The organism is Streptomyces sp. NPDC004788, assembly GCF_053601115.1.
This window is the reverse complement of record NZ_JBSGBF010000008.1, coordinates 1-21,236: the sequence shown is the minus strand read 5'-3', so window position 1 is coordinate 21,236 and position 21,236 is coordinate 1. Positions and strand designations below refer to the sequence as shown.

Sequence of the window (21,236 nt, the reverse complement as noted above, 5' to 3'; positions counted from 1 at the left end):
CTATCCGTTCTGCGGGGTGGTGGTGGTCCTGGGCCACGGCATCTCGCCGGTGAGCTCCGGCCACTGCCAGGGCCGGAAGTCGGTGGTGAGCCCGTGCTCGGGGAAGACGCCCGGACGGTCCTCCAGGTTGCCCACGTACACGTTCACGGGTGCGGTGACCTTCCCGCCGTCCGGGGTGGCCACGGTGTACTCGAAGCGGTCGTAGCCGGTGAACCCCTGGTACGGGAGGTAGTCCAGCCGGCCGTCGGGCCCCAGCTGGGCGGACCCGGAGCGCGGCTGGGTCACCGAGACCGGCGCGCTGCCCGGCGGGACCGCGGCGAGCACGTCGAGCGAGCCCGGCACGCCGGGGGCGGTGACCAGCCGCAGCCCGGGCGCGAACATCGTGCGGATGAGCAGCGAGCGGTCGCGCAGCGACGCGGTGCGGACGATCTTGCGGGTGTCCCGGTCGGGCACGGCGACCGCGATGTGCGGGCGCAGCCGGGGTTCCTGCTTCTTCGGCCGCCTCACCCGGACCGAGAAGAAGCCGACGCCGTTGCGGCCCGGTTCCGCCCGTACCCGGTACCAGCGCTGCTTCGGGAAGCAGTCCACGTCCTGGACGGCGAGGACCTCCGCCGCGTCGGCGAAGTGCTTCTCCTGGAGATAGGCGTAGCCGAACGGCGCGTTCTCGACGGCGACGGAGAGCGCGAACTGGACGATGTCCCCGGGGGCGACACCGCTGAAGGGCGGCACCGAGCAGTACAGCGCGGCGTGCACCACGCCGGGGGAGTTCTCTTCGGTGCCGACGGCCTTGCCGGCGCACAGCAGGTGGTTCATGGACCGGCCTTACAGATCGCGGGCGGGAGTGACACGGGACTTGGTGCGGTGCAGGAAGGTGGCGTCGTCGAGCCAGCCCATCTCGTCGTACGAGAACGTCCGCCGGTCGAGGTCCTTCACCCAGTGGGCCGGGATCAGCTGCTGCGTCAGCAGCGCGCGGACCGTGAACCGGGCCACCTCGATGGCGCCCTCGGGCCGCACGTGGACGTTGTCGGCGTCCTGCACCACGGGCAGCAGGGGCTCACCGGGCCGCAGATACGTGAACACGTGCTTGGTGTCCTCCGGGCCCAGCTCCTCCCACCACTGCAGGCTCTGGCCGTACACGTCCACGAACGGGACGAACTCCTCCTGGGCCAGCTGCCGCATGGCCACCGGGTAGTCGCCGAGGAACCGGCTCACGTTGCCGTGCCGGTCGATGCGGCGCCGCTCGAACGGCGCCATGAGGATCGGGTGTCCGCCGCGTTCGCGGGCACCCGTGACGTACGCCCGCAGGTGCTCGATGAAGTCCTCGAACGGCTCGGTGTGCAGGCCCGGGTCCGGCTTCCAGTCGATCTGGCCCCACGCGATGACCAGGTAGTCCCCGGGCGCCATGGCGTCCAGGATCCACTGGAGCCGTCCGCGCTCCCGGAAGCTCTTGCTGCTCGCCCGGCCCCGGGCGCAGTTGACGACCTCCAGGTCGTCGGTGAGGAACAGGTCGAGTGCCTGCCCCCAGCCCATCATCGGCAGGTGGCTCGCCGGCCGGCTGACCGTTCCCGAACCACCGGCCAGGAAGAGCCTGGTCCGGTGGCCCGGCTGTTCGTCCGTGTACGTCATGTCCTGTCCCTCCTGCGTCCCCTCTCGTCCCACCTCGCGGCGCGGACCGGAACTCAGAGCTCCTGCGCTTCCTGGCTGCTGCTGAGGACCGAGGCGATCGCCCGCTCGAAGCCCGACTGCGCCGAGGAGCTGCCGGTCGGGTCCTGCTGCCGGACGTCCACGACGTGGCCCGTCATCCGGGACACCAGGACGTCGAGCGCGCTGCGGGCCACGGTCGCGGAGGACAGCAGGGTGCCGGCCGGCTCCTGGCCGAACGCCTTGGTGCGCATCGGGGTCGCGGTGCGCTCGGGGTTCACGCAGTTGACGCGGACGCCGTCCTCCGCCCACTCCTCGGCGAGCGCCTGGGTCAGGTTGACCACGGCCGCCTTGGTGGAGGAGTACAGGCTGTACTCGGAGCGGCCCCGGGTGTAGCTGCTGGAGGTGAACAGCAGCAGCTGGCCGTGCGTTTCGGCCAGGTACTTGTAGGAGAAGCGGGCGATGTTCACCGGGGCGAGGTAGTTGACCGCGGTCGCCTCGCGGATGGTCTCGCTGTCGGTGTCGGCCAGCCGGCCGGTGCGCAGCACGCCCGCGGTGTTCACCACGTAGTCGACCCGGCCCGTCTCCGCGTACGCCTTGGCCAGCGCCTCCTCGACGTGCTCCGGGTTCTCCACGTGGGTGCCCGTGCTGGAGCGGCCGAGGGCGTACACCGTGGCGCCGTATCCCTCGGCGAGCCGGGCGATGTCCGCGCCGATGCCGTACGAGCCGCCGAAGACCAGCATGGTGCGGCCGTGCAGCGCCTCCCGGTAGGAGTCCTCGCCGGCCGCCGCGGGCGCCGCCGACGAGGCGAGCTGGAACAGCTTGTCGGCGATGAACACGTCGACCGGCTGGGTGACCTTCATGTTGTACTCGTCGCCCATGACCACGTGGACCGGGACGTCCGGCAGGTACTTGATGACGACCGAGCAGTCGTCGGTCGCCTCGAACGACGGGTCCGCGAGCGCCAGCTCGTAGGCCCGGCGGATGGTCGACAGGTGGAAGCCCTGCGGGGTCTGGCCGCGGCGCAGCCGCGAGCGGTCCGGCACCTCGGTGATGAACTCGCCGTCGTCGCCGTGGGTGCGGGTCACGATGATGGTGTCCGAGGACGGGATCGCCACGTCCACCGCCTGGTAGCGCTCCAGCGCCTCCACGCACTCCTTGACCACGCGCTGCGAGAGCAGCGGGCGCACGGCGTCGTGGAACAGCAGGCTCGCGTCCTCGCCCTCCGCCAGGCTCTCGGTGACGTACCGGATGGCGATGCTCGTGGTCTCGCTGCGGGTCGAGCCGCCGGCCAGCACCCGGGTGACCTTGCCCAGACCGGCCTTGGCGACGATCTTCTCCGCCTCCGCCGTGTGGTCGGCGGCCATGAGCACGATGATCTCGTCGACCTCGGGGGCGTTCTCGAAGATGCACAGGGTGTGCTCGAGTATCGACTTGCCCGCGATCTTCAGGAGCTGCTTGGGGATCGAGAGTCCGACACGCTGGCCCGTGCCGCCGGCGAGGACGACAGCGACAGTACGACGACGGGTGGCGGGGCTGGTCACGGTCTTTCGGTCTCCTGGGTGAAGGGGTGGTGCCGACCTGGGTCGGAAAGCGGCGCCGGTACGCGGGGTGCCGGGCGCGGCCTGTGCATGGACCTGCGGGTGGACCTGCGGTTGGACCTCGGAGTGGAGCTACGCGTGGATCTGCGCCGGGTCCGGATACTCGATCGGGAAATCCCCGAGACCGCGCGCGTACAGGTCGGTCGCCGCCGCGTTGAAGCGGACGACGGACGGCGGATAGTCCGGGCCGAGCAGATAATCCTTCAACTGCTCGCGATAGGCGGCCATCGTGTCCCGCTCCGGATTGAGCATCGCGTCGAGCGCCGCGTCCAGACCGTTGCAGTCCGGATCCAGCAGATAGGACGCGTACGCCGTGCGCTGCTCGTTGCGGAACTGGTGGTCCGGCAGGCCCTCCAGATTGAAGATGGCGTACGGCTTCCGGGTCGCGATGAAGTCCGAGACCACACTGGACATGTCGCCGATGAGCAGGTCCGAGTGGTTGAAGCAGTCGTTGAGCGCGGGGATGCGGTCCAGGACCACGTGGTGGGCCGCGTCCGGCACGGCGCTCCAGTACAGTTCCCCGGCCTGGTTGCGGCTGCGCCGGATGCGGGCGGTGCGCTCGGCCTCGGTGAGGTCCGGGTACGGGGAGCGGACGCCGCGCTCGGAGAGCTCGGCGATGCGCTTGTCGATCCGGGCGAGCTTCTTCGCCGCGCTCTTCGAGTCCGTCATCCTCCGGCCGAAGCGGCGGGCGTTGTCCTCGTTCAGGAGCGCGATGATGCGCCGGTGCGCGGCGCCCGCCGCGGCGGACCGGGAGCCGGTGAGGGGGTGCGGCTTGTAGATGACGCGCAGCTGCTGCTCGTGCGAGAGCAGCGCCTTGATCAGCTTCTCGCCGGCCGGGATCACCGAGGTGTAGCAGGCGTCGTCGGTCCAGCCCTCCCACGTCGGCGCGTAGACGACGGTGGGGACGGGCTGGCTTGCCTGGCCGGTCCAGCGGTGCAGGGACATCAGCTGGGGGCGGCCGACCTCGACGATCTGCTCGGGACGGACGGCGTGCTTGATGCGCTCGTAGCGGTCGCGGCCGGCCCGGCCGGCCACCCAGATCTCGTCGAAGACCTTGCTGACGCGGTTGCTGCTGGCGGCCTTGTCGCTGTCGCCGTGACCGATGAACACGTGCTTGACGTCATGGCGCTGCAGCATGTGCACGTTCTTGCCGGCGTTGCCGGGGTAGAGGCACACGCGCAGCTCGGGCATCTCGACCCGGGCCAGGTACTCGGCCTTCGGGACGCAGATGACGGGGACGGCGGTGGCGTCCAGGTAGCGCAGGGTGGCCCGCTCGCGCAGCACGATGACGGGCCGCAGCTCCATCGCCTCCAGCGACTCCAGCCACATGTTCACCTGGTACATGAAGTCCTTGGAGATCGCCGCGAAGGTGAAGTACAGGGCGACCTGGGGACGGTACCGGGACAGCTCCTCGTTGAGCAGGTCGATGGCCTCGTCGGTGTCGGGCAGGATCAGCGCGTTGCGGGCGCCGGGCAGCAGGACGAGGAGGGCCAGGTAGGCGACCGAGACGGAGAGGATGCCGCCGTAGGTGACGAACCGCCAGTTGTCGGTGGCGATGGTGCCGAGCGCGCCGGCGAAGAGCGGGACGTCCAGGTGCAGCGTCTTGCGGACGTGCTTGTTCATCAGGAACGGGTGCGGCATGCGCCGGATGCCCAGGACCTCCATGTCGAGGCCGCGGGTGGTGTACGGCAGCTCCGCGCGCTTCTTGCGGACGTGCTTGAGCACCGCGCCGTAGGCGAGCTGGAGCACGAAGAGCAGGAGCAGTCCCACCGAGGTCATCTGGACGACGAAGGAGTCGATGTCCGCGATCGCACCGCACAGTGCCAGCAGCAGGAACTGACGGATGATGAAGCGGATGGTCAGACCGAAGCGGGAGTCGCGCAGCCGGTCCAGGGTGGAGGACTGGGCGCTGTGCAGCATCAGGTCGGCGAGGTAGCTGACGGCGGCGGAGGCGGCGAAGACCCTGAGGGACGGCATCACCACCGCGACCATCATGCCGAGGAAACTCAGCACCAGGGCGCCCGAGATGACGGCGCCCAGCAGGGCTTGACGCTGCTGCTTGTTCATGGCCGTGCGGCCCCTCCTTGCCGTTGCCGTGACGCGTGTCACTTCGCGCCGAAACCGCGCCACGGTGGGGGGCGTGACCGTCGGGATGTGAAGACGCCATAAAGCGTCCGCAAAGTATAGGCAAGGGTGACGGGCCGAGGTACGCGGGGTGTCCGCGAAGTGAAGATGGTGCAGCCGTTCACCGAATAGTTATCGAACCATGCCGCAAGAGTGTCCTTCGCCCGTACAACCCTTGCGCAAAGTCGTCGGGTGATCACCCGTGGTGACGGGTGGCGGCGGGCTGGAACCCGTAGAGGGCGATGTTCCTGCGGCCCGCCGTCTTCACCGAGAAGCCCATGCAGAGAAGGGGGTCCGGGGCCATGCGCACGGCAATTCCCTCCGGCTCGCGGAAGCGCAGCGAGGGATCCACCGAAACATGCTGATGACCCGCCACCCGACCCGTGCGGATATCGATCGAGGAAATGAAGGTGTTTCCCCCGGAATCACGGGGATTCCGGCCCCCCGGTTTACTGTAGGGATTTCCGGTGAGCTGGTAGATGAAATCACCGTGCAGTGCGCACCCCTGGAACGTCTCGCTCTCCAGGAAAGCGGCGTTGTCGATTCTGTGCAACGGCGTCCTGTCTCCCGCGACGACGTCGTCCAGGGAATGTACGGAATACCCGTGCGTCCCGTCGGTGCCCACGTAACTGATCAGCAGCCGCCCGGTCGTCATGTCCACGGCCGGATGGACCCGCGTACTGCCCTTCGGCGCGATCCGGTGGTGCCGCACGGACGCGTCGTCGTTGTCGACCACCGCCCCGTCCTCGAAGCGGATCCGGGCGACCGCCCGGCCGAACCCGCTCTTGGGGTGCGCGTCGGACTCCATCCACAGCCACACCGTGGCGCCGCGGGGCTCCACGCCCATGGAGATGCCGTGCCCGAAACCCCGCAGGTACATCCGGCCCAGCTGCTCCCCGGAGCGGGAGAAGCGGGTGACGCACAGGTCCCCGGCGCGCTTCCGCCCCGCCGCGTCCACCGGGGCCTCCTCACCGCTCAGCCGCAGCCCGCCCTGGACCAGCTGGACCACGTACACGCACCGGTTGGTGTCGTCGAAGGCCAGCGACTGCGGCCCGGTGACGTTGCTCAGCGGGGTCGGCTGCCACAGCCGGGTCGGCCGGGCGATGTCGAACGCGCCGGCGATCGCCGGGGCCGCCGGGACGTTCCTGCTCTTGTCGGTCTCGTCGTCTCCCCACAGTGCGATTCCGGCGAGGCCGCCCACGGCCAGGGCGGCGGTGCCCGCCACCAGGAACGTGCGGCGGCTGGGGCCGGAGTCGTGGTTCGACATGGTGCGAAAGCCGTTCTGTCGAGGACAAGACGCGCTATTCTGCCACCCTTTGATCACCTCCCGAACAGAGGGTCGAGTGGGTGGAGCGGGGACGACACGGGCCCTACGGACGGATGCCCGCCCCTCGTCGAGGGACGGGCATCCGCCTTCGTCCGCCGCGCAGTCACGCGGCGACTGCCTTGCGCCGCTACTGCTCCGGCAGCGCCTTACGCCGGGACGCTCGCCACGCCCTGCGCCAGGAACCGCTTGCCGTTGACGCGCTCCGAGACGCCCTCGCGGTCCAGGTACGGCGTGATGCCGCCCAGGTGGAAGGGCCAGCCCGCGCCGGTGATGAGGCAGAGGTCGATGTCCTGCGCCTCGGCGACGACACCCTCCTCCAGCATCAGACCGATCTCCTGGGCCACCGCGTCCAGGACGCGGTCGCGGACCTGCTCCTCCGTGAGGACGACGTCGCCCTGCTTGAGGAGCGCGGCGACCTCGGGGTCGAGCTCCGGCTTGAAGCCGTTCTCCGCGTTGTAGACGTAGAAGCCGCGCTTGCCGGCCTCGACGACGGCCTTCAGGTTGGGGGAGACCTTGAAGCGCTCCGGGAAGGCGCGGTTCAGGGTCTCGGAGACGTGCAGACCGATCGCCGGGCCGACCAGCTCCAGGAGGACCAGCGGGGACATCGGCAGGCCGAGCGGCTCGACCGCCTTCTCCGCCGTCTCGACGGAGGTGCCCTCGTCGATGACGTTCTGGATCTCGCCCATGAAGCGGGTCAGGATGCGGTTCACGACGAACGCCGGGGCGTCCTTCGTCAGAACGGCCGTCTTCTTCAGCTTCTTCGCGACACCGAAGGCGGTGGCGAGCGAGGCGTCGTCCGTCTGCTCGCCGCGCACGATCTCCAGGAGCGGGAGGATCGCGACCGGGTTGAAGAAGTGGAAGCCGACCACGCGCTCGGGGTGCTTCAGCTTGGACGCCATCTCGCTGACGGAGAGCGAGGAGGTGTTGGTGGCGAGGATCGCGTGCGCCGGGGCGACGGCCTCGACCTCGGCGAACACCGTCTGCTTGACGGACATCTCCTCGAAGACGGCCTCGATGATGAAGTCCGCGTCCGAGAAGCCCTCGGCCTTGTCCAGGACACCGGAGACCAGGCCCTTGAGGCGGTTGGCCTTGTCCTGGTTGATCCGGCCCTTGCCGAGCAGCTTGTCGATCTCGCCGTGCACGTAGCCGACGCCCTTGTCGACGCGCTCCTGGTCGATGTCGGTCAGGACGACCGGCACCTCGAGGCGGCGCAGGAAGAGCAGGGCCAGCTGGGAGGCCATCAGACCGGCGCCGACGACACCGACCTTGGTGACCGGGCGGGCCAGCGACTTGTCCGGCGCGCCGGCCGGGCGCTTGCCGCGCTTCTGCACCAGGTTGAAGGCGTAGATGCCGGAGCGCAGCTCGCCGCCCATGATCAGGTCCGCGAGGGCCTGGTCCTCGGCGTCGAAGCCCTTCTGCAGGTCGCCGTCCTTCGACGCCTCGATGATGTCGAGGGCGCGGTAGGCGGCCGGGGCGGCGCCGTGCACCTTGGAGTCGGCGACGGCACGGCCCTTGGCGACGGCCTGGTCCCAGCCCTCGCCGCGGTCGATCTCCGGGCGCTCGACGGACACGTCGCCCTTGAGGACGGACGCGGTCCAGATGAGGGACTGCTCCAGGAAGTCGGCGCCCTCGAAGATCGCGTCGGCGATGCCGAGCTCGAAGACCTGCTTGCCCTTGAGCTGGCGGTTCTGGTTCAGCGAGTTCTCGATGATGACCTGGACGGCCTTCTCCGCGCCGATCAGGTTCGGCAGGATCGTGCAGCCGCCCCAGCCGGGCACCAGACCGAGGAAGACCTCGGGCAGCGAGAAGGCCGGCAGGGCCTTGGAGACGGTGCGGTAGGTGCAGTGCAGACCGACCTCGACACCGCCGCCCATCGCCGCGCCGTTGTAGTACGCGAAGGTGGGGACGGCCAGGCCCGCGAGGCGCTTGAAGACGTCGTGGCCGCCCTTGCCGATGGCCAGGGCCTCCTCGTGCTTCTTCAGCAGCTCGACGCCCTTGAGGTCGGCGCCGACGGCGAAGATGAACGGCTTGCCGGTGATCCCGACGCCGACGATCTCACCGTTCGCGGCCTCCGCCTCGACCTGGTCGATCGCCGTGTTGAGGTTGGCCAGCGACGCGGGGCCGAAGGTGGTCGGCTTGGTGTGGTCGAAGCCGTTGTCCAGCGTGATCAGCGCGAACCGGCCCGCGCCCGCGGGGAGTTCGAAGTGCCGTACGTGGGCGGAGGTGACGACCTCGTCCGGGAAGAGCTCGGCGGCGCCCTTCAGAAGCTCTGCGGTGGTGCTCACTTGCTGCCTCCGGCGTCCTTGTGGTTCGGGTTCTCCCAGATGACCGTGGCGCCCATGCCGAAGCCGACGCACATGGTGGTGAGGCCGTAGCGGACCTCCGGCTGCTCCTCGAACTGGCGGGCCAGCTGCGTCATCAGACGGACGCCGGAGGAGGCGAGCGGGTGGCCGTACGCGATGGCGCCGCCGTACTGGTTGACGCGCGCGTCGTCGTCGGCGATGCCGTAGTGCTCCAGGAACGCGAGGACCTGGACGGCGAACGCCTCGTTGATCTCGAAGAGACCGATGTCCGAGATGGACAGGCCGGCCTTGGCCAGCGCCTTCTCGGTGGCCGGGATCGGGCCGTAGCCCATGACCTCGGGCTCGACGCCGGCGAAGGCGTAGGAGACCAGGCGCATCTTCACCGGGAGGTTGTTCTCGCGGGCGAAGTCCTCGGAGGCGATGATCGAGGCGGTGGCGCCGTCGTTCAGGCCGGCCGCGTTGCCCGCGGTGACGTTGCCGTGGACGCGGAACGGCGTCTTCAGGTTCGCCAGCGACTCCAGGGTGGTGCCCGGGCGCATCGGCTCGTCGGCGGTGACCAGGCCCCAGCCGGTCTCGCCACCGGCGGGGTCGGTGCGGCGCACCGAGATCGGCACCAGGTCCTGCTGGATCTTGCCGTCGGCGTACGCCTTGGCGGCCTTCTCCTGCGAGCGCACGGCGTACTCGTCGGCGCGCTGCTTGGTGATGCTCGGGTAGCGGTCGTGCAGGTTCTCCGCCGTCATGCCCATGAAGAGGGCGGACTCGTCGACCAGCTTCTCGCTGACGAAGCGCGGGTTCGGGTCCACGCCCTCGCCCATGGGGTGGCGGCCCATGTGCTCGACGCCACCGGCGATGACGGCGTCGTACGCGCCGAAGGCGATCGAACCGGCCACCGACGTCACGGCGGTCAGCGCGCCGGCGCACATGCGGTCGATGGAGTAGCCCGGCACGGACTGCGGCAGACCCGCCAGGATGCCGGCGGTACGGCCGAGGGTCAGGCCCTGGTCGCCGATCTGCGTGGTCGCGGCGATGGCGACCTCGTCGATCTTCGCCGGGTCGAGAGCCGGGTTGCGGCGCAGCAGCTCCCGGATGGCCTTGACGACGAGGTCGTCGGCGCGGGTCTCGTGGTAGATGCCCTTCGGGCCCGCCTTGCCGAACGGGGTACGGACGCCGTCGACGAAGACGACGTCCCTGACGGTACGAGGCACGATGGCTCTCCTCCAGGGTGCGGGATGGCACTGCTGCTGCGCGGACGCGTGGCGCCCGGCACGCGGCTAAGCGCGCGCTTGCTACCCCCATGCTACTTACGAGTAACCAAGCTGCCCAGTCCCCGGGCCGGGAGCGGCGAACGTCACACCCCGCCCGGCCCCCGGAGCCGCCACACATCGGCGCCCGGTCGCGCCATCGGCCGCCCGCGCCACACGATCCTGATGCGGTCCGACAGGCGAGCCGGCGCCGTGGCGCGGACGAGGGGCGTCCGCGCGTCGACATCGGTGGGCCGCATCAGCGGCGCGGCAGCGGGCCCCGCCCGTCCATTGCCGCCGCCATCGCCCCCGAGTCTCGGAGTACGTCCCCGACGAAGGCGGTCCGGCGCACGCCGAGGGCCCGCAGGGCCGGGCCGTGGTCGTAGGCGACGACGAGTGCGGCCGTGGCCAGCAGGCCCTGCCAGACCAGGGTCGCGCCGCGTCGGCCGGGGGCGGGCAGTCGCGCGAAGCCCTCGCGCAGCCGCCGGCAGTGGAACGGGACGTGCCGCTCCTCGTCGGCCAGGATCCGGGCGGCGACCGCCACGGCCAGCGGGTCCGTGCAGCCGTCGCGCAGTGCCCGGTAGTAACGGAGGGCCACCGCCTCGGCCACCATCAGGACCAGCAGCTCCGCACGCAGCCCGAGCAGCCGCCGCAGCCGCAGGAACGCGGTGTCGCTCCAGTGGCCGGCCAGCCTCGGCGCCCCGGCCGCGGAGAGCAGCAGGGCGAGCATCCGGGCATGGTTCTGCTCCTCCGCGACGAACAGGTCGATCGCCTCGGCGTAGACCCGGTCGCCGGCCCGCCGCGCCTTCGCCCTGAGCCGGGCGCCGTCCCCGTCCTCGCCGACCTGGAAGCGCTGGATGCTCCGTATCAGCGCGTCCGGCAGCCGGGCGCCCGCCTCCCAGGCGGGGTCGCCGAGCGCGGCGCGGCGCTCGCGCTCGGTGGTGAAGTCGTCGAGCCACTTCGCGTAGCCGTCGTTCGCCGTTCCCGTCGTGGTCGCATTTTTGATCATGTTCAGAAAGTTAGCCAGGAGTGGGCCGGACCAAGAGCGCTTCAGTCGAGCGGTGACAGAACCGGGACATGGCGAAGCCCCCGGTGCCGTGCACCGGGGGCTTCGCCATGCTCGTCTCTTCTGGACGTCTCCCGCTCAGGCCTTCGCCGCCAGGGCGGTGACCAGCAGCGGCGTCACCAGGCCCACCTGCCAGGCGCGCGCGCCGTAGCCGGTCAGGGCCGCCGCGACCGTGTCCGGGTTCACCGGGGCCGGCGGCTCCCAGCAGACCCGGCGGACCGTGTCGGGCGTGATCAGGTTCTCCTGGGGGAGGTTCAGCTCCTCCGCGAGCGCCGACACCGCCGTGCGGGCCGCGGCGAGGCGGGCGGCCGCGGCCGGGTCCTTGTCGGCCCAGGCGCGCGGCGGGGGCGGGCCCGCCACGGGCTGGCCCGGCTGCGGCAGCTCGGCGTCCGGCAGGCCCTTCGCCCGGTCCACCGCCGCCTGCCACTGCTCCAGCTGACGCCGGCCCATCCGCTGCCCGAAGCCGGGCAGCGCCGAGAGCGCGCCCGCGTTCGGGGGCAGCGCGAGCGCCGCCTCCACGATCGCCGAGTCGCTCAGCACCTTGCCGGGGGAGACGTCGCGCCGCTGCGCCACGCGGTCACGGGCCGTCCACAGCTCCCGTACCACCGCCATCTGGCGGCGCCTGCGCACCTTGTGCATCCCGGACGTACGGCGCCAGGGGTCCTTGCGCGGCGGGGCGGGCGGCGCCGAGGCGATGGCGTCGAACTCCTCCAGGGCCCACTCCAGCTTGCCCTGCCGGTCCAGCTCCTTCTCCAGCTCGTCGCGCAGGTCGACGAGGAGCTCCACGTCGAGCGCCGCGTACCGCAGCCAGGGCTCGGGCAGCGGCCGGGTGGACCAGTCGACGGCGGAGTGGCCCTTCTCCAGGGCGTACCCGAGGACCGACTCGACCATCGCGCCCAGACCCACCCGGGGGAAGCCCGCGAGCCGGCCGGCCAGCTCGGTGTCGAAGAGCCGCGTCGGCACCATGCCTATGTCGCGCAGGCACGGCAGGTCCTGGGTCGCGGCGTGCAGGATCCATTCGGTGCCGGCGAGCGCCTCGCCGAGACCGGACAGATCGGGGCAGCCCACCGGATCGATCAGCGCGGTGCCCGCGCCCTCGCGGCGGAGCTGGACGAGATAGGCGCGCTGCCCGTAGCGGTAGCCGGACGCGCGCTCGGCGTCGACGGCGACCGGGCCGCGGCCTGCGGCGAAGGCGGCGATCACCTCGGCGAGGGCGTCGTCGGTCGCGACGACGGGCGGAATGCCCTCGCGCGGTTCGAGCAGCGGGATCGGCAGCCCATGCGCAGGGACGTCGTCGTCCGAGGGGGCGCCCCCGGTGGTTCGCAGTGCGGTGTCACTCGCGGTGTCTTGGGCGTCGGTCACCTGTCAAGGGTATCCGTCAATGGCAAGCGCCCATCGAAGGAACGCTCGGAACGGCCGACTGGCCGGACAGAGAGGGAACGTTCCGTCGACAGGCGCTCGACAGCCGTCACCCACCGTCACACGGGAGGGGCGGCGCGCGGGCGGATCACACCTCGCGGTGCGCCGCTCAGTGGATGATCCCGGTGCGCAGCGCCACCGCGACCATGCCCGCCCGGTCGCCGGTGCCCAGCTTGCGGGCGATGCGGGCGAGGTGGGACTTCACGGTGAGGGCCGAGAGGCCCATGGAGACGCCGATGGCCTTGTTCGACTGGCCCTCCGCGACGAGTCGCAGCACCTCGACCTCGCGGCCGGAGAGCTCGCGGTAGCCGCCCGGGTGGCTCGGGGCGCCCGGGGGGCGGCGGTGGCCGAGGCGGGCGGCCGCGGAGCCGATGGGGGCGGCGCCCGGGCGGGTGGGGTGCCCGATGTTCGTCCGGGTGCCGGTGACGACGTAGCCCTTGACGCCGCCGGCCAGGGCGTTGCGTACCGCGCCGATGTCGTCGGCGGCCGAGAGGGCGAGGCCGTTGGGCCAGCCCGCGGCGCGGGTCTCGGACAGCAGGGTCAGGCCGCTGCCGTCGGGGAGGTGGACGTCGGCCACGCAGATGTCGCGCGGGTTGCCGACGCGGGGACGGGCCTCCGCGATGGACGACGCCTCGATGACGTCGCGCACCCCGAGCGCCCACAGGTGGCGGGTGACGGTGGAGCGGACGCGCGGGTCGGCCACGACGACCATGGCCGTCGGCTTGTTCGGGCGGTAGGCGACCAGGCTTGCGGGCTGCTCGAGGAGAACGGACACCAGGCCTCCTGGGGAAGGTGCGGGACGGAGCCGGCTCGGGGAAGAAGCCGGGGGCGAACCCGTTGCTTTGAAGGGGTCACTGACTCCTTCGGCAGCAGGGCCGCCCGCCTTTAGGGAAAGATCACGATTTAGTGAGTAACAATTGGGGCAATTCGGACGCGCGATCGATCATCGTACGAGCCTCATGCGAACCGGGGTCCCGCCCCACTCGAAAGTGTCCGAAAAACGACCCTCTTCGAGCCTCGCCGGCCCCCGCCGCGCTCTCCGCGCGGCCTACGGGTGCTGCGGCCCCCGCCGCTGCGGCAGCGAGACGACCCCCGCGCCCGACGTCGTCCCCGCCCCCGGCCCGGCCCCCGGCTCGGCCGGTGACGGCGGCAGCCCCGCGACCTGGCACAGCAGATCGCACCAGGCCGCCAGGTGCGTCCCCGTGTCCGGCACCCCCGCCGGACCCTCCCGCGGCGTCCACGACGCCCGGATCTCGATCTGCGTCGCCGGCCGCCGTTCCGCGAGTCCCCCGAAATAGTGGGAGCCCGCCATCGTGACGGTGCCGCTCGCCTCCTCGTACGCGAGCCCGCGCGCCTCGAACGCCCCGGTCAGCCACGACCAGCAGACCTCCGGCAGCAGCGGGTCCGCCGCCATCTCCGGCTCCAGCTCCGCCCGCACCAGCGTGACCAGCCGGAAGGCGCCCTTCCAGGCGTCGTGCCCGGCCGGGTCGTGCAGCAGCACGAGCCGCCCGTCCGCCAGGTCCTCCTCGCCCGCCACGACCGCCGCCTCCAGGGCGTACGCGTACGGGGCGAGCCGCTGCGGCGGCCGGGTCGGGTCCACCTCGATCTCCGGCCGCAGCCGGACCGCGCGCAGCCCCTCGACCGCCCGCCGGAACGCGGGCGGCAGCGGGTTCGTGTCCGTGGGGTCCACCCTGTCGCCCGCCGTCTTCTCCGTCCCTCGAATGCCGTCGGAATGATCGGAAGAATGTCCCTGAGCCGCAGCCATGCGGGGAAGAGTAGGCGGAACGGGGCCCGCGCGCAGGGAGGGACACCCGGGCCGGGCGAGCGGCTTCTCGCCACATGCGAAGATTCTGGGCGTGAGCGCCAACCACAGCCCCGAGGGCAACCAGACGAACCAGACGAAGCACCAGCCGCAGACGTACGACTCCGCGTTCCTGAAGGCGTGCCGGCGCGAGGCCGTGCCCCACACGCCCGTCTGGTTCATGCGGCAGGCCGGGCGGTCCCTGCCCGAGTACCTCAAGGTCCGCGAGGGCATCCCCATGCTCGAGTCGTGCATGCGGCCCGAGCTGGTCACCGAGATCACGCTGCAGCCGGTCCGCCGGCACAAGGTGGACGCCGCCATCTACTTCAGCGACATCGTCGTCCCCCTCAAGGCCATCGGCGTCGACCTCGACATCAAGCCCGGCGTCGGCCCCGTCGTCGCCGAGCCCATCCGCACCCGCGCCGACCTGGCCCGGCTGCGCGACCTGACCCCCGAGGACGTCCACTACGTCACCGAGGCGATCGGGATGCTCACCGCCGAACTGGGGTCCACCCCGCTCATCGGCTTCGCCGGCGCTCCGTTCACCCTCGCGAGCTACCTCGTCGAGGGCGGCCCGTCCCGCAACCACGAGCACACCAAGGCGCTCATGTACGGCGACCCGCAGCTGTGGGCCGACCTGCTCGACCGCCTCGCCGAGATCACCTCGGCCTTCCTCAAGGTGCAGATCGAGGCCGGTGCCTCCGCCGTCCAGCTCTTCGACTCCTGGGTGGGCGCCCTCGCCCCCGCCGACTACCGCCGCTCCGTGATGCCGGCCTCCGCGAAGGTCTTCGACGCGGTCGCCTCGTACGGCGTCCCGCGCATCCACTTCGGCGTCGGTACGGGCGAGCTGCTCGGCCTCATGGGCGAGGCGGGCGCCGACGTGGTCGGCGTCGACTGGCGCGTCCCGCTCGACGAGGCCGCCCGCCGCGTCGGCCCCGGCAAGGCGCTCCAGGGCAACCTCGACCCGGCCGTCCTCTTCTCCTCGCGGGAGGCCGTGGAGGCCAAGACGGACGAGGTCCTGGCCGCCGCGAAGGACCTGGAGGGCCATGTCTTCAACCTCGGTCACGGGGTGCTGCCGACGACCGATCCGGAGGCGCTGACCCGCCTGGTCGACTACGTGCACACGCGGACGGCCCGCTGACGACCGCCCGCGCGTGCGGGGACTGAGGAGCTGCGAGGGCTGGGCTCAGCCCTCGCAGTGGGTCGGCGGGTTGCCCGAGCCGACCCGGCAGAAGTCGAGGCCGGTGCCGCCGTCCACGATGTTGTTGTTCGTGCCCACCTGCAGGTAGTCGTTGCCGGCACTGCCGGCGACGATGCCGTTGTTCGTTCCGGGGACCCTGATGAAGTCGCCGTCGTCACTGCCGTCGATGATGCCGTTCACGGTGACGCCCGACGACGCGGTGATGCTGTCGTTGCCGGTGCCGCCGATCACGACGCCGTTCATCGGGCCGGTGAGGTTGATGGAGTCGCCGCCGCCGAGGCCGTTGACGGTGGTTCCGCTCTCGACGCGGGAGCAGACGATGTAGTCGGACCCCGCGGTGCCGTTCACGTTCGGGCCGGAGCTGGGCACGCCGTTGACCGTGCACGAGGTCACGGCATACGCCGGTGTGGCGGCCAGGGTGAGCGGGGCGAGGGCGAGCGAGGCGGCGCAGAGCGCACGCACGACGTTGTGTCTGATCATGTGAAGAGTCACGCACGGTGCCGCCATGGTCGCAATTCGTCACCCGCGGTCACTCTGCCGCTCGGGTCAGCCCGCCGCCCGAACGGCCGCCACCGCCTTCCGCGCCGCCACCAGGACCGGGTCCCACACCGGCGAGAACGGCGGCGCGTAGCCCAGGTCGAGGGCCACCATCTGCTCCACCGTCATCCCGGCCGTGAGCGCCACCGCCGCGATGTCGACCCGCTTCCCGGCGCCCTCACGGCCCACGATCTGCACCCCGAGCAGCCGCCCGGTCCGCCGCTCCGCCAGCATCTTCACCGTCATCGGCGCCGCCCCCGGGTAGTAGCCCGCCCGGCTGGTCGACTCGATCGTCACCGTCACGTACCGCAGCCCGACGTCCCGGGCGTCCTTCTCGCGCAGCCCGGTCCGCGCGATCTCCAGGTCGCACACCTTCGACACCGCCGTCCCCACCACACCCGGGAACGTCGCGTAGTCGCCGCCCACGTTGGAGCCGATCACCTGGCCGTGCTTGTTCGCGTGCGTGCCGAGCGGCACATGCCGCTCCCGTCCCGACACCAGGTCGAGGACCTCCACGCAGTCCCCGCCCGCCCACACGTTCTCGTGGCCGCGCACCCGCATCGACAGGTCGGTCAGCAGACCGCCGTACGTGCCCACCGGCAGCCCCGCCGCCCGCGCCAGCGAGGTCTCCGGCACCACGCCCATGCCGAGCACCACCACGTCCGCCGGATACTCGTCACCCGACGCGGTGACCACCGCGCGCACCCGCCCGTCCGCACCCCCGCGGACCTCCGTCACGGCCGCGGAACCGACCGTCGTGATGCCGAGCCCGTCCATCGCCTCGTGCACCAGGCGCCCCATGTCCGGATCGAGCGTCGCCATCGGCTGCTCGCCCCGGTTCAGCACCGTCACCTCGAAGCCGTGGCCGAGCAGCGCCTCCGCCATCTCCACGCCGATGTACCCGGCTCCCACCACCACGGCGCGCCGCCCCGGCGCCCGGCCCAGCGAGTCGAGCAGCGCCTGGCCGTCGTCCAGCGTCTGCACCCCGTGCACACCCGGCGCGTCGATCCCCGGCAGCGGCGGCCGCGACGGCCGCGCCCCCGTCGCGATCACCAGCTTGTCGAAGCCGGTCCAGCCCTCCGCGCCCGACTCCAGGTCCCGGGTCCGCACGCGCTGCCCGGGCAGGTCCAGCTCGGTCACCTCGGTCCGCATCCGCAGATCGATCTCCCGCGCCCGGTGCTCCTCGGGACTCCGGGCGATCAGCTCGTCCCGGGCCCCGACCCCGCCGCCGACCCAGTACGGGATCCCGCAGGCCGAGTACGAACTGAAGTGCCCCCGCTCGAAGGCGACGATCTCCAGCTCCCCGGGCTTCTTGAGCCTGCGTGCCTGCGACGCGGCGGACATGCCCGCCGCGTCACCACCGATGACCACCAGTCGTTCGCTCATGGGAGCCATCTTTCAGGGCTTCCCGGGCTTCCGGGCGGTTTCAGCCCTCCTGTTCGGCCACCGGTTCGGCCACCGGTCCTGCCGTCCGCTCGCCCTCGGGGGGCGTCGGCTGGGCCGGGACGCCCGCCGCGTTGACCCTCCAGGGGCGCGACTGCGGCTCCGGCCGCGGACGGCGGCGCCGCAGCCGCGGGCGGACCAGCCACCGCCACAGCGCGTACGCGAGCGCCGCCACCGCCAGCCACGGCGCGAGCGCGGCGAGGACGACGAGGAGCCAGGCGGCCGCCGAGACCAGGGCGTTCCAGCCGCCGGCCAGGGCGTCGAGGAAGCCCGGGCGGTCGCTGTCGTCGTCGGCCGGGGCGGACTCCGGCTCCGTGAGTTCGAGGGTGACGGTCGCCAGTGTCGTCTGGTCCTTCAGCGCCGCCTGCTGAGCGAGCAGCGCCTCCAGGTCGGCCTGACGGCGGCTCAGCTCGCCTTCCAGGGTGACCACGTCGGCCAGCTTCGTCGCCCGGTCCATCAGGGTCCGCACCCGCGCCACGCTCGCCCGCTGGGTGGCGATGCGGCTGTCGACGTCCACGACCTGGTCGGTGACGTCCTTGGCGTCCGCCTTGCGGGACAGCAGCCTGCCCGCGCCCGCCAGTTCGGCGAGGACGGAGTCGTAGCGCTCCTGCGGGACCCGCAGGACGATCCGGGAGACGACGTGCGTGTCGTCGACCCGCTCCGTCGACTCGTTCTCGACGTGCCCGCCCGCACGCGTGGCCACCTGCCGCGCCGCGGCCGTCGCCTTCGCCGCGTCCTTGACCTCGACCGACAGCTCGGCGGTGCGGATGACGTGCTGGGCGACCGCGGGGGTACGGGCCGGAGCCCGGCCCTTCGCCCCGCTCGCGCCCGCCGTCCCGGACCCGTCCGCCGCCGTCCCGGACCCGCCCCCCGTCCCGGACCCGTCCGCCGCCTCGGGCCCTCCGTACGCCGGCTTCGCCGCGCTCATGTCCCTCTTGCTGTCGCCCGCGGCGCTCGCCCCGCCGTCCCCCGAGCCGCAGCCCGTCAGGACGAGCGACGCGGTCAGCAGCGCCGCCGCCACGGCCGCGCGCCTTCTCGCCGTACGCGTTCCTCGCATCCGTACCCCCCAAGGTGATGGTGTCGTGGTGCCGGTTGGACGTCCCGGCCACGGAGCGGGTTGCCGTTCCACGATCGCGAAGCGGTCACGGTCCGGCCTCGGATCGGGAGCGCCGGGGGCGATTTGAGAGAGTGGTCCCATGAACGGCCCCACGAACGCGAAGTCGCACCCCGCACCCGGACCGGACGTCGTCGTCATCGGCGGCGGCATCGCGGGCCTCGCCGCCGCCCACCGCCTGGTCACGTCCGGCGCGCGGGTCACCCTCCTGGAGGGCGGCGAGCGGCTCGGCGGCAAGCTGCTCGCCGGGGAGATCGCGGGCGCCCCCGTCGACCTCGGCGCCGAGTCGCTGCTCGCCCGCCGCCCCGAGGCCGTCGCGCTCGCCGAACGGGTCGGCCTCCAAGGCCGCCTCCAGGCCCCCGCCACCACCACCGCCTCCGTGTGGTCACGCGGCGAACTCGTCCCCATGCCCAAGGGCCACGTCATGGGCGTCCCCGGCGACGGTCACGCCGTCGAGGGCCTGCTGTCCGCCGAGGCCGTGGCGCGGATCGGCCGCGACCGGGAGCTGCCGCCGACCGAGATCGGCGAGGACATCGCCATCGGCGCGTACGTCGCCGAGCGCATGGGCCACGAGGTCGTCGACCGGCTCGTGGAGCCCCTCCTCGGCGGGGTGTACGCGGGCGACGCGTACCGCATCTCGATGAAGGCCGCCGTGCCCGCGCTCTTCGCCGCCGCGCGCCGTCACCCCACGCTCACCGAGGCCGTCCGCGCCGTGCAGCAGGCCGGCGCGGCCACGCCGGCCGATGTCGCCGGCGCCGCGACCGGCCTCGGCGGGGCCGTGTTCGCCGGCATCCGGGGCGGCGTCGGCACCCTGCCCGGCGCGGTCGCCGACGCGATCCGGGCCGCGGGCGGCACGATCCTGACCCGTACCCCGGTCACCGCACTGCACCGCACCGGCGCCACCGGCTGGCAGGTCGTGACCCCGGAGCGTACGTACGCGGCCGACGCCGTCGTCCTCGCCACCCCCGCCGGGCCCGCCGCCGCGCTGCTCGCCGGCCACGCGCCGGCCGCGGCCACCGAGCTCGCCGCCGTCGAGTACGCCTCCATGGCGCTGGTCACCCTCGCCTTCCGCCGCACCGACGTCCAGGGCGGCCCCGGCCTGCCCGGCTCCGGGTTCCTCGTCCCGCCCGTCGACGGCCACACCATCAAGGCGTCCACCTTCTCCAGCCAGAAGTGGCAGTGGGTGACCGACTCCGCCCCCGACCTCTTCGTGCTGCGCACCTCCGTCGGCCGGTACGGCGAGGAGGAGCAGGTGCACCGCGAGGACGCCGACCTCGTCGACGTCTCGCTCAAGGACCTGGCCGCCGCCACCGGCCTCGCCGCCCGGCCCGTCGCCGCCACCGTGACCCGCTGGATCGACGGCCTGCCGCAGTACCCGGTCGGCCACCTCGCCCGGGTGGAGCGCGTCCGCGCCGCCGTCGCCGGGCTGCCCGGCCTCGCCCTCGCGGGCGCCGCGTACGGGGGCGTGGGCATCCCCGCCTGCATCGCCTCGGGCGACCGCGCCGCCGACGAGATCATCGCCACGTCGAAAACCACCCACCCTGGTGCAGGGCACTCTTCGTGACGGGCGAGAATAGGCGTATGAGTGCGCCCGAAAAGATCCCGAACGCCGGTAAGAAGGCGAAGGACCTCAACGAGGTCATCCGCTACACCCTGTGGTCCGTCTTCAAGCTGCGCGACAATCTGCCCGAGGACCGGGCCGGCTACGCCGACGAGGTCCAGGAGCTCTTCGACCAGCTCGCCGCCAAGGACATCACGATCCGCGGCACGTACGACCTGTCCGGTCTGCGCGCCGACGCCGACGTCATGATCTGGTGGCACGCCGAGACGAGCGACGAGCTCCAGGAGGCGTACAACCTCTTCCGCCGCACCCGCCTGGGCCGCGCCCTGGAGCCGGTCTGGTCGAACATGGCGCTGCACCGCCCCGCCGAGTTCAACAAGTCGCACATCCCGGCCTTCCTGGCCGACGAGACCCCGCGCGACTACGTCTCGGTCTACCCGTTCGTGCGCTCCTACGACTGGTACCTGCTGCCGGACGAGGACCGCCGCCGGATGCTCGCCGACCACGGCAAGATGGCCCGCGGCTTCCCGGACGTGCGCGCCAACACCGTCGCCTCCTTCTCGCTCGGCGACTACGAGTGGATCCTCGCCTTCGAGGCCGACGAGCTGTACCGCATCGTCGACCTCATGCGTCACCTGCGGGCTTCCGAGGCGCGGATGCACGTCCGCGAGGAGGTCCCGTTCTACACCGGCCGCCGCAAGAGCGTCGCCGACCTGGTGGCGGGCCTGGCCTGACGGCCCCCCGGCACCACCGACCCGGTCACCGCCCGGCGCCCAGCCGGGCGGTGATCCCTTGACCCGGAAGATCAGACGGCCGGCGGAGCTCCGCCTGCCGCTCCAGCGACACCGGGTCCGGCA

The 21,236-nt window shown here is 72.0% G+C and carries 17 protein-coding genes; 3 read left to right on the top strand and 14 right to left on the bottom strand.

The genetic code is table 11. The annotated features are described in order from the left end of the window. The 11 genes from ACWEJX_RS06330 to ACWEJX_RS06280 all read right to left on the bottom strand — a co-directional run bounded on the left by ACWEJX_RS06330 (position 1) and on the right by ACWEJX_RS06280 (position 14,487). On the bottom strand, positions 1-813 hold the full coding sequence (locus tag ACWEJX_RS06330) for an Ig-like domain-containing protein (protein WP_451606370.1): 813 nt from the start codon (positions 811-813) through the stop codon (positions 1-3). 9 nt (positions 814-822) lie between these two features. Then, entirely contained in the window at positions 823-1,626 is an 804-nt protein-coding gene (locus ACWEJX_RS06325) for a rhamnogalacturonan acetylesterase (protein WP_451606369.1), read from the bottom strand. Between the two features lie 53 nt (positions 1,627-1,679). After that, positions 1,680-3,185 (bottom strand): SDR family NAD(P)-dependent oxidoreductase, encoded by a 1,506-nt coding sequence (locus ACWEJX_RS06320; protein WP_451606368.1) that lies wholly within the window; start codon positions 3,183-3,185, stop codon positions 1,680-1,682. A gap of 129 nt (positions 3,186-3,314) precedes the next feature. After that, on the bottom strand, positions 3,315-5,309 hold the full coding sequence (locus tag ACWEJX_RS06315) for a hypothetical protein (RefSeq protein ID WP_451606367.1): 1,995 nt from the start codon (positions 5,307-5,309) through the stop codon (positions 3,315-3,317). Between the two features lie 253 nt (positions 5,310-5,562). Then, on the bottom strand, positions 5,563-6,633 hold the full coding sequence (locus ACWEJX_RS06310) for a phage baseplate protein (protein WP_451606366.1): 1,071 nt from the start codon (positions 6,631-6,633) through the stop codon (positions 5,563-5,565). 206 nt (positions 6,634-6,839) lie between these two features. Next, on the bottom strand, positions 6,840-8,978 hold the full coding sequence (locus ACWEJX_RS06305; protein WP_451606365.1) for a 3-hydroxyacyl-CoA dehydrogenase NAD-binding domain-containing protein: 2,139 nt from the start codon (positions 8,976-8,978) through the stop codon (positions 6,840-6,842). Then, complete coding sequence (locus tag ACWEJX_RS06300) at positions 8,975-10,201, bottom strand: thiolase family protein (protein ID WP_403799111.1); 1,227 nt, start codon at positions 10,199-10,201, stop codon at positions 8,975-8,977. The genes ACWEJX_RS06305 and ACWEJX_RS06300 overlap by 4 nt, the downstream gene beginning before the upstream one ends. 295 nt (positions 10,202-10,496) lie before the next feature. After that, entirely contained in the window at positions 10,497-11,246 is a 750-nt protein-coding gene (locus ACWEJX_RS06295; RefSeq protein ID WP_451606364.1) for a ferritin-like domain-containing protein, read from the bottom strand. A gap of 135 nt (positions 11,247-11,381) precedes the next feature. Beyond that, positions 11,382-12,665 carry a ribonuclease D gene (locus ACWEJX_RS06290; RefSeq protein WP_451606363.1) on the bottom strand — a complete coding sequence of 428 codons (1,284 nt, stop codon included), beginning with the start codon at positions 12,663-12,665 and terminating at the stop codon, positions 11,382-11,384. Positions 12,666-12,831: 166 nt separating this feature from the next. Continuing rightward, positions 12,832-13,497: a response regulator transcription factor gene (locus ACWEJX_RS06285; protein ID WP_017242457.1), complete on the bottom strand. Its 666-nt coding sequence runs from the start codon at positions 13,495-13,497 to the stop codon at positions 12,832-12,834. 273 nt (positions 13,498-13,770) lie between these two features. Further along, complete coding sequence (locus ACWEJX_RS06280) at positions 13,771-14,487, bottom strand: DUF3000 domain-containing protein (RefSeq protein WP_451606362.1); 717 nt, start codon at positions 14,485-14,487, stop codon at positions 13,771-13,773. Positions 14,488-14,578: 91 nt separating this feature from the next. On the opposite strand from ACWEJX_RS06280, the gene hemE reads away from it, so the two are divergent. Beyond that, positions 14,579-15,664 carry a uroporphyrinogen decarboxylase gene (gene hemE / locus ACWEJX_RS06275; RefSeq protein WP_451606361.1) on the top strand — a complete coding sequence of 362 codons (1,086 nt, stop codon included), beginning with the start codon at positions 14,579-14,581 and terminating at the stop codon, positions 15,662-15,664. A 45-nt stretch (positions 15,665-15,709) separates the two neighbouring features. Here hemE and ACWEJX_RS06270 read toward each other — a convergent pair whose 3' ends face one another. The 3 genes from ACWEJX_RS06270 to ACWEJX_RS06260 all read right to left on the bottom strand — a co-directional run bounded on the left by ACWEJX_RS06270 (position 15,710) and on the right by ACWEJX_RS06260 (position 18,761). Beyond that, the gene (locus tag ACWEJX_RS06270) at positions 15,710-16,204 is read right to left on the bottom strand and encodes a hypothetical protein (protein ID WP_451606360.1); all 495 of its coding nucleotides are present in this window, start codon (positions 16,202-16,204) and stop codon (positions 15,710-15,712) included. Between the two features lie 66 nt (positions 16,205-16,270). Next, a complete protein-coding gene (locus ACWEJX_RS06265) occupies positions 16,271-17,647 on the bottom strand; it encodes an FAD-dependent oxidoreductase (protein ID WP_451606359.1) in 1,377 nt (458 codons plus the stop codon). 40 nt (positions 17,648-17,687) lie between these two features. After that, entirely contained in the window at positions 17,688-18,761 is a 1,074-nt protein-coding gene (locus tag ACWEJX_RS06260; RefSeq protein ID WP_451606358.1) for a DUF4349 domain-containing protein, read from the bottom strand. A 139-nt stretch (positions 18,762-18,900) separates the two neighbouring features. Between ACWEJX_RS06260 and hemG the strand changes: the two genes are divergently transcribed. Further along, complete coding sequence (hemG, locus tag ACWEJX_RS06255; RefSeq protein ID WP_451606357.1) at positions 18,901-20,382, top strand: protoporphyrinogen oxidase; 1,482 nt, start codon at positions 18,901-18,903, stop codon at positions 20,380-20,382. Between the two features lie 17 nt (positions 20,383-20,399). After that, complete coding sequence (hemQ, locus tag ACWEJX_RS06250) at positions 20,400-21,113, top strand: hydrogen peroxide-dependent heme synthase (RefSeq protein ID WP_403799135.1); 714 nt, start codon at positions 20,400-20,402, stop codon at positions 21,111-21,113. The last annotated feature ends 123 nt before the right edge of the window (positions 21,114-21,236 follow it).

Bases quoted from the DNA above. Each gene is read 5' to 3' on its own strand.
- ACWEJX_RS06265 (WP_451606359.1), bottom strand. From the start codon at position 17,647: ATGAGCGAACGACTGGTGGTCATCGGTGGTGACGCGGCGGGCATGTCC.
- ACWEJX_RS06270 (WP_451606360.1), bottom strand. From the start codon at position 16,204: ATGATCAGACACAACGTCGTGCGTGCGCTCTGCGCCGCCTCGCTCGCC.
- hemQ (WP_403799135.1), top strand. From the start codon at position 20,400: ATGAGTGCGCCCGAAAAGATCCCGAACGCCGGTAAGAAGGCGAAGGAC.
- ACWEJX_RS06310 (WP_451606366.1), bottom strand. From the start codon at position 6,633: ATGTCGAACCACGACTCCGGCCCCAGCCGCCGCACGTTCCTGGTGGCG.
- ACWEJX_RS06330 (WP_451606370.1), bottom strand. From the start codon at position 813: ATGAACCACCTGCTGTGCGCCGGCAAGGCCGTCGGCACCGAAGAGAAC.
- hemG (WP_451606357.1), top strand. From the start codon at position 18,901: ATGAACGGCCCCACGAACGCGAAGTCGCACCCCGCACCCGGACCGGAC.
- ACWEJX_RS06295 (WP_451606364.1), bottom strand. From the start codon at position 11,246: ATGATCAAAAATGCGACCACGACGGGAACGGCGAACGACGGCTACGCG.
- ACWEJX_RS06325 (WP_451606369.1), bottom strand. From the start codon at position 1,626: ATGACGTACACGGACGAACAGCCGGGCCACCGGACCAGGCTCTTCCTG.
- ACWEJX_RS06260 (WP_451606358.1), bottom strand. From the start codon at position 18,761: ATGCGAGGAACGCGTACGGCGAGAAGGCGCGCGGCCGTGGCGGCGGCG.
- ACWEJX_RS06280 (WP_451606362.1), bottom strand. From the start codon at position 14,487: ATGGCTGCGGCTCAGGGACATTCTTCCGATCATTCCGACGGCATTCGA.
- ACWEJX_RS06315 (WP_451606367.1), bottom strand. From the start codon at position 5,309: ATGAACAAGCAGCAGCGTCAAGCCCTGCTGGGCGCCGTCATCTCGGGC.